The organism is Boseongicola sp., assembly GCF_057460485.1.
The window spans coordinates 1-5,899 of record NZ_JBVCWP010000242.1 but is presented as its reverse complement, the minus strand read 5'-3'; the positions used below and the strand labels follow the sequence as shown (position 1 = coordinate 5,899).

General features: G+C 58.7%; 8 protein-coding genes. 3 read left to right on the top strand and 5 right to left on the bottom strand.

The genetic code is table 11. The features are described from left to right. Together AC221Y_RS19165 and ribA are read right to left on the bottom strand one after the other, a co-directional pair. Positions 1–332, bottom strand: a 332-nt coding sequence (locus AC221Y_RS19165) for a L,D-transpeptidase family protein (RefSeq protein ID WP_486708056.1), incomplete at its 3' end; no start/stop codon positions are given. A 90-nt stretch (positions 333–422) separates the two neighbouring features. Then, the gene (ribA, locus tag AC221Y_RS19160; RefSeq protein WP_486708055.1) at positions 423–1,499 is read right to left on the bottom strand and encodes a GTP cyclohydrolase II; all 1,077 of its coding nucleotides are present in this window, start codon (positions 1,497–1,499) and stop codon (positions 423–425) included. 155 nt (positions 1,500–1,654) lie between these two features. Here ribA and AC221Y_RS19155 point away from each other — a divergent pair, with 155 nt between their 5' ends. Beyond that, positions 1,655–2,347, top strand: a complete 693-nt coding sequence (locus AC221Y_RS19155) for a response regulator transcription factor (RefSeq protein WP_299756017.1) — start codon at positions 1,655–1,657, stop codon at positions 2,345–2,347. A 107-nt stretch (positions 2,348–2,454) separates the two neighbouring features. Here the strand turns inward: AC221Y_RS19155 and AC221Y_RS19150 are convergent, their stop codons facing one another. Together AC221Y_RS19150 and AC221Y_RS19145 are read right to left on the bottom strand one after the other, a co-directional pair. Continuing rightward, complete coding sequence (locus tag AC221Y_RS19150; RefSeq protein ID WP_486708054.1) at positions 2,455–2,805, bottom strand: DoxX family protein; 351 nt, start codon at positions 2,803–2,805, stop codon at positions 2,455–2,457. Between the two features lie 18 nt (positions 2,806–2,823). Beyond that, positions 2,824–3,411: an FMN-dependent NADH-azoreductase gene (locus tag AC221Y_RS19145; RefSeq protein ID WP_486708053.1), complete on the bottom strand. Its 588-nt coding sequence runs from the start codon at positions 3,409–3,411 to the stop codon at positions 2,824–2,826. A 175-nt stretch (positions 3,412–3,586) separates the two neighbouring features. Between AC221Y_RS19145 and AC221Y_RS19140 the strand changes: the two genes are divergently transcribed. Together AC221Y_RS19140 and AC221Y_RS19135 are read left to right on the top strand one after the other, a co-directional pair. Continuing rightward, positions 3,587–4,459 (top strand): LysR family transcriptional regulator, encoded by an 873-nt coding sequence (locus tag AC221Y_RS19140; protein WP_486708058.1) that lies wholly within the window; start codon positions 3,587–3,589, stop codon positions 4,457–4,459. Further along, on the top strand, positions 4,453–5,370 hold the full coding sequence (locus AC221Y_RS19135) for a DMT family transporter (protein ID WP_486708052.1): 918 nt from the start codon (positions 4,453–4,455) through the stop codon (positions 5,368–5,370). The genes AC221Y_RS19140 and AC221Y_RS19135 overlap by 7 nt, the downstream gene beginning before the upstream one ends. Here AC221Y_RS19135 and AC221Y_RS19130 read toward each other — a convergent pair. After that, complete coding sequence (locus tag AC221Y_RS19130) at positions 5,367–5,714, bottom strand: ArsR/SmtB family transcription factor (RefSeq protein ID WP_486708057.1); 348 nt, start codon at positions 5,712–5,714, stop codon at positions 5,367–5,369. The genes AC221Y_RS19135 and AC221Y_RS19130 overlap by 4 nt on opposite strands. Positions 5,715–5,899 lie beyond the last annotated feature (185 nt).

Sequence of the window (5,899 nt, the reverse complement as noted above, 5' to 3'; positions counted from 1 at the left end):
GTAATAATCACCAGATCGTACAGCGGATCGGCGCGTCTGAGGCATTCGTGCGAGGCGGAAAAAGGCGCGCGCACCATGAGGTTATAGTCTTCATGGCGGGGATCGTCGCACCACAGATCGCCGGGGCGAATGGGCAAAGCCCAGTCCGTCGGGCGCGCCATACGGTCTGGCCGGTACAGCATGCCAACAATGCCGTGCACGCCTACCGGTGTCGCGCCGTCGCCCTCAGTCTTCGCGCGGCGCACGCCGCCCCGCCCGATTGTGCAGGGAAAGCGTCGCCCCCGAAATCTGAGGCCCTGCGGGCTCAGCACCATATCGTTTGGCGTCTTCATCCTTTCAAAAATACCTCGGGGGATGAGCACGGCAACGTGTTGCTGGCAGCGCGCCCTTTGGATCGCGGCGCGCAACGACGGGAAATCTCATCAAAGGATATGTCCCGATTTTCGCGCTTTCACGTCGAGGTATTTTTCGTTCAAGGGGTTGAGACCGACTTTCAGCGGGACACGCTCGACGACATCAATGCCTTGTGCTTGCATCATCGCGACTTTGGCCGGGTTATTGGTCAGGAGGCGGACAGCGGTAAAGCCCAGCCGTTTGAGAATGTCAGCCGCAGTGCGAAAATCGCGCTCGTCATCTTCAAAGCCTAGCCTGTGGTTGGCCTCGACCGTGTCGAACCCCTGATCTTGAAGCGCATAGGCGCGCATTTTGTTGGCAAGGCCGATGCCTCGACCTTCCTGGTTGAGATAGAGCAACACGCCGGCGCCCTGGGCGCCCATTTGCGCCATGGCGGCGTGAAGCTGTGGGCCGCAATCGCATTTCAGCGACCCCAGAACGTCACCGGTGAAGCAGGCCGAGTGAAGCCGCACAAGGACCGGTTTGTCGCGACGCGGTTGGCCGATTTCGCAGGCGATATGTTCTTCGCTGCCATCGGTGGGGCGAAAGACGTGGACGCGGCTCTTTTCCGAAACCGACATCGGAACGCGTCCCGTTACGATGTCTTTGTGGGCCACAGGCGCTGACAGAAACGCGGCGGTTTCTTTTGCAGGCAGGCTCGTCAGATCCGGTGGCGCCACATCCGTTAGCGGCACCACAACGGCCGCAGGCAGAAGCCACGCCGATTTCACCAAACGGACAGCAAGGCGGTGCATTTCGCCAGAGCCATCTCGTTCGGATGTGAAAGGACCCTTCATCGGTGAGGACAAGTCGTCTTTGGGGTCTGCCACGCAGCGCACCCATGCGGCGTCAGCCCCTTCAGGAACAGACAGGCGGGCGATATCTCCATCGTAGGCGCGGGCGCGCAGAGTTTCCGCGCGCCGTGAGGTGATGGCGAGTGTTGGCGTCCCGAGATCGCGCAGGGCGGACAGTCGTGGATCGTTCAGGCCTTCCGCTGCCAAGACGAGGGTCGCGCCGTCAGTGCCGGTCAGCACAACCGGCAAACCGAGCCGAAGGTCGGTGCGTGCGCGTGCAATGCGGTCGATCAGAGATGGTGAAAGCGACATGATGCCCCGTGATTAATCACATTCCGCGTGCCGTCCCTAGCAGGAAAATGAAACATAGCCTGTGTTTGTGACACGAGCGCGTGAGAAGATGCAGCAAAACTTGTCGGAGAGACGTTTGAGGCGCATCTGTTGTCCAGTATTCCAAGGAGGGCAGAGTGGTGTCTCAGAACCTGAAAAAGATTTTGTTAGTCGATGACGACGATGATTTGCGCGAAGCGCTTGGCGAGCAGTTGGTGATGACCGAAGACTTTGATGTCTTTGAAGCTGACAGTGGTGCGTCTGCGTTGGTTCGGGCAAAAGAAGCCATCTACGATTTGGTTATTCTGGACGTGGGATTGCCCGACACGGACGGGCGTGAATTGTGCCGCGTGCTGCGCAAACATGGGGTGAAATGCCCGGTTTTAATGCTGACAGGCCATGACAGCGACGCTGATACCATCCTTGGCCTTGACGCCGGCGCGAACGATTATGTGACGAAGCCATTCAAGTTTCCCGTGCTTTTGGCCCGCATTCGCGCCCAGCTTCGCCAGCATGAGCAATCGGAAGACGCTATTTTCCAGCTTGGACCGTATTCGTTCCAGCCAGCGCAGAAAATGCTGCTGACTGAGGACGAAAAGAAGATCCGACTGACCGAGAAAGAGACGAATATCCTTAAGTTTCTATACCGTGCGTCAGAAGGTGTGGTTGCGCGTGATGTGCTGCTGCACGAGGTCTGGGGCTACAATGCGGGGGTGACGACACATACGTTGGAAACCCATATTTATCGGCTTCGCCAAAAAATTGAACCAGATCCGTCAAATGCTCGCCTTCTTGTTACTGAAAGTGGTGGGTACAGGCTTGTTGCCTGATTCGCAGAATCCCGTCTCCGTGTCCGGGTAATGGCACGGTTCCTCCCTGTAAGACTGGCCGGGCCTTGTGCCCGGTCTTTTTTGTCTCGAAGCGCGATTTTGAGTTTCTAGGCTGTCGCGGATTTAAGGTCGCCTTTGTGCGTCCAGACGATGATCGCTGAAAGCAGGCCAAGTCCCAGAGCAGGCACGGCTGACGGGCCGAGGAGTGCAAGGTGGGCAATGACGGCTCCGACCATGGTGACGGTGAGCAGGCCTGCGCCATAGACTTCGCGGCCTTTGACCCAAAGCAGGACCGCGCCGACGACTTCAATGGTGCCTGTGACATAGCGGAACCATTGGCCGACGCCGACTGCATCGAAGGTTGCGACCATCATTTCAACACCGGCGAGTTTTGAGAGACCGGCCGCCAGAAAAGCGAGCGTCAGGAGGGCTTTGATTGCGAGAATTGCGTATTTCATTTGCTTTGTCCTTTCGCCTTAGGCGGCGATTTTGAGGGTTTGAACGGCCAAGTGGGCCTCGGAAAGTGTCGCGTCGGCATCGCGCGATAGCCTGTCGGCTGCCACGAAAACGACGTCGGTGATGCCGATGAAGCCGAGAACGTGGCGGATATAGCCTGTGGCGAAATCAATATCTGAGCCCATTTCGGTGCCGCCTGAGGCCACCGCGACGATTGCGCGCTTTCCTGCCAGCAAGCCTTTCGGGCCTGTGGGGCTGTACTGGAACGTGACGCCAGCGCGCGCCACAAGGTCGATCCATGCTTTCAGGGCTGCAGGGACGCCGAAGTTGTAGATTGGCAGGCCAATGACAAGCACGTCGGCGGCCTTGATTTCCTCAATCAGGGTGTCTGACAGGCGCAGGGTCTCGGCTTGTGCGGCTGTGCGGTCAGCTGCGGGCGTGAAGTTTGCGCCGATCCAGTCTTCGGCGATTTGGGGCAACGGCGTCGCAAGGTCGCGGGTGGTGACCTGGGCCCTCTCAAAGCGGTCGACGATGCGGTGGGTCAAATCGCGGGAGATGGAGCCGGTTTTGCGGGCGGATGCGTCAATTTGAAGAATATTTGTGGGCATGGAAGCCTCCTTGGTTCGCATTGAAGCAGAGGTAGGCTTGGCTTGGGCCATGCGGTATTCCGATAAAGTGAACGCGAGTTGTGCGTTTTTGTGAATAATTGAACGTTAGTCCTGTGGATATCTTAATTTTCGCACGCTATCTTCTAAGGAAGAAATAGGGATGTTTGCCATGTCGATTAGCACTTGGGATGAGATACGCACCGCTTACCATGTCGCGCGTATGGGGACCGTGAGCGGAGCGGCGGAAGCTTTGGGCGTCCATCACGCGACGGTCATTCGCCACATCGATGCGCTTGAGGCGCGGCTGGGGGTGAAGCTGTTTCAGCGGCATGCGCGAGGCTATACGGCGACAGAAGCGGGTCTGGATTTGTTGCAGGTTGCGCAGGCGACCGACGATCAGTTCACGCAGTTGGTGGGGCGCATTCGCGGGCGAGGCGATCAGGTGTCGGGCGAGTTGGTGGTGACGTCTTTGACGTCTGTGTCGCCGCGACTGACGCCGGTCTTGGCGCGATTTCAGGCGCTCTATCCTGATCTGATTGTGCGATACATTACCGGGGATACGGTTTTGCGGCTCGAGTACGGAGAGGCGCATGTGGCGGTGCGCGCGGGGAGGGCGCCGGATAATCCCGACAACGTGGTGCAGCCATTCGTGCCGCAGGAAATAACGCTTTATGCCTCCGACGACTATATCGCGCGCAAAGGTCGTCCCGAGACGGTTGACGATCTGGGAGCCCATGATTTCGTGACCCTCGACAGCATCGAAAGCCGTGCGCCTTTTGCGCGATGGCTGCGCGAGAAGGTCCCGTCCGAGCGCTTCGTGTTTCGCGGCACTGATAATCGGGTCCTGCGGGACGCGGTTATTGCGGGCGTTGGGATCGGGTTCGTTTCGACCTGGGACGCTGAGCGCTACACTGGAATCGTACGTTTGTTTGAGCCCCTCGAGGAATGGACCGCGCCGTTGTGGTTGGTGACGCATGTGGATCTTCATCGCACGACAAAGGTTCAGACGTTCTTGAAGTTCCTGAAGGAAGAAGCCAAATCGTGGTAGCCGCTGGGCCGGTTTCTCGTCGCGAGGAGTTGAAGGGCCACATCGGTATGGTGGCATTTTCGGCTTTGGTGGCGGGGTCATTTTCGTTCGGCGGGCGGATCGCCAATCAGATTGATCCGATGGCATTGACGGCCGTCCGATTTGTGTTGGCAGCCCTTGCTGTCAGTGTGATTGCGGTTGGGACGGGGCAGTTCACACGGGCGGCTTTGCGGGCGTCATGGCGGTATCTGCTATTGGGTGGTCTGTTCGGATTGTACTTCGTTTTGATGTTTGAGGGGCTGAAGACCGCGCATCCTGTCTCGACTGCGGCGGTATTTACGCTAACCCCGGTGATGGCGGCTGGATTTGCCTGGCTGATCATGGGGCAGGTCACGAACCGGCGAATGGCGGTGGCGTTGCTGTTCGGGGCAATCGGGGCGTTATGGGTCATCTTTCGGGGGAATTTTGCGGCGTTTCTGGCGTTTGACGTGGGGATCGGCGAGATGATCTTCTTTGTCGGCTGCGTGGCGCATGCGCTTTATATTCCTTTGGTGCCGCGCCTGAACCGGGGCGAAGGGGTGTTCGCTTTCGCATTGGGGACGATGGTCGGAGGTGCGATCCTTGTCGGTGTTTTCGGGGCCTCGCGGATTGTCGCGACGGATTGGAGCGCCTTGCCGGTTTTGGTCTGGGCGGTGCTTAGCTATTTGGTGATCTTTGCGTCCGTCGCCTCGATCAGTCTGATCCAGTTCGCGTCGATGCGGCTGAAGGCGGCAAAGGTTATGGCCTATACCTACTTGATCCCGACTTGGGTGATCTTGTGGGAATTGGTTTTGGCGGGCGATGTGCCGCCGCTTGTCATGGTGCCTGGCGTGGGGCTGACAATTCTGGCGCTGGTGATGCTGTTGCGCGAGGGGGCTGCACAGCCCGCCTAGGCGCCTGACTGATCGTCGGAGCCAAGCTCGCGTTCAAGGAAGGTCTCGAAGGCATCGAGATCCACCGCGTCGAACTGACCGAAGCTTTGCATCCAGATGCTTGTGCCGCGCAGCGCGTCCGGGTTCAGTTTGCACCACTTTACGCGGCCGCGTTTTTCCTGAGCGATCAGGCCAGCGCGGGTGAGGATGCCGAGGTGCTTGGAGATCGCCGCCAAAGACATTTCGAAGGGTTCAGCGACGTCGGTCACGGCCATGTCGTCTTCCAGCAGCATCTCAAGAATGCGCCGCCGGGTCGGATCGGCTAGGGCAGAGAGCACGCTATCAAGGGCTGGATTATTGCGCATTCCTTGGCCGTAGCCGGGCAGGGCCCCCTTGGTCAAGTCGCGGGGCGCCTCAGATGGTGAGGCGATCCATCACGAAACGCAATGATACCTGATTGGTTTTTGGCGATAGGGTCAGGGGTGCGATTTCCAGGACAAGCAGACTGGCGTATTGCTAGTGGTCCATCATCGTGATGCTTGGCACGCTG

Excerpts from the sequence above, each read along its gene's own strand:
- ribA (WP_486708055.1), bottom strand. The coding sequence starts at position 1,499 with ATGTCGCTTTCACCATCTCTGATCGACCGCATTGCACGCGCACGCACC.
- AC221Y_RS19150 (WP_486708054.1), bottom strand. The coding sequence starts at position 2,805 with ATGAAATACGCAATTCTCGCAATCAAAGCCCTCCTGACGCTCGCTTTT.
- AC221Y_RS19145 (WP_486708053.1), bottom strand. The coding sequence starts at position 3,411 with ATGCCCACAAATATTCTTCAAATTGACGCATCCGCCCGCAAAACCGGC.
- AC221Y_RS19130 (WP_486708057.1), bottom strand. The coding sequence starts at position 5,714 with ATGCGCAATAATCCAGCCCTTGATAGCGTGCTCTCTGCCCTAGCCGAT.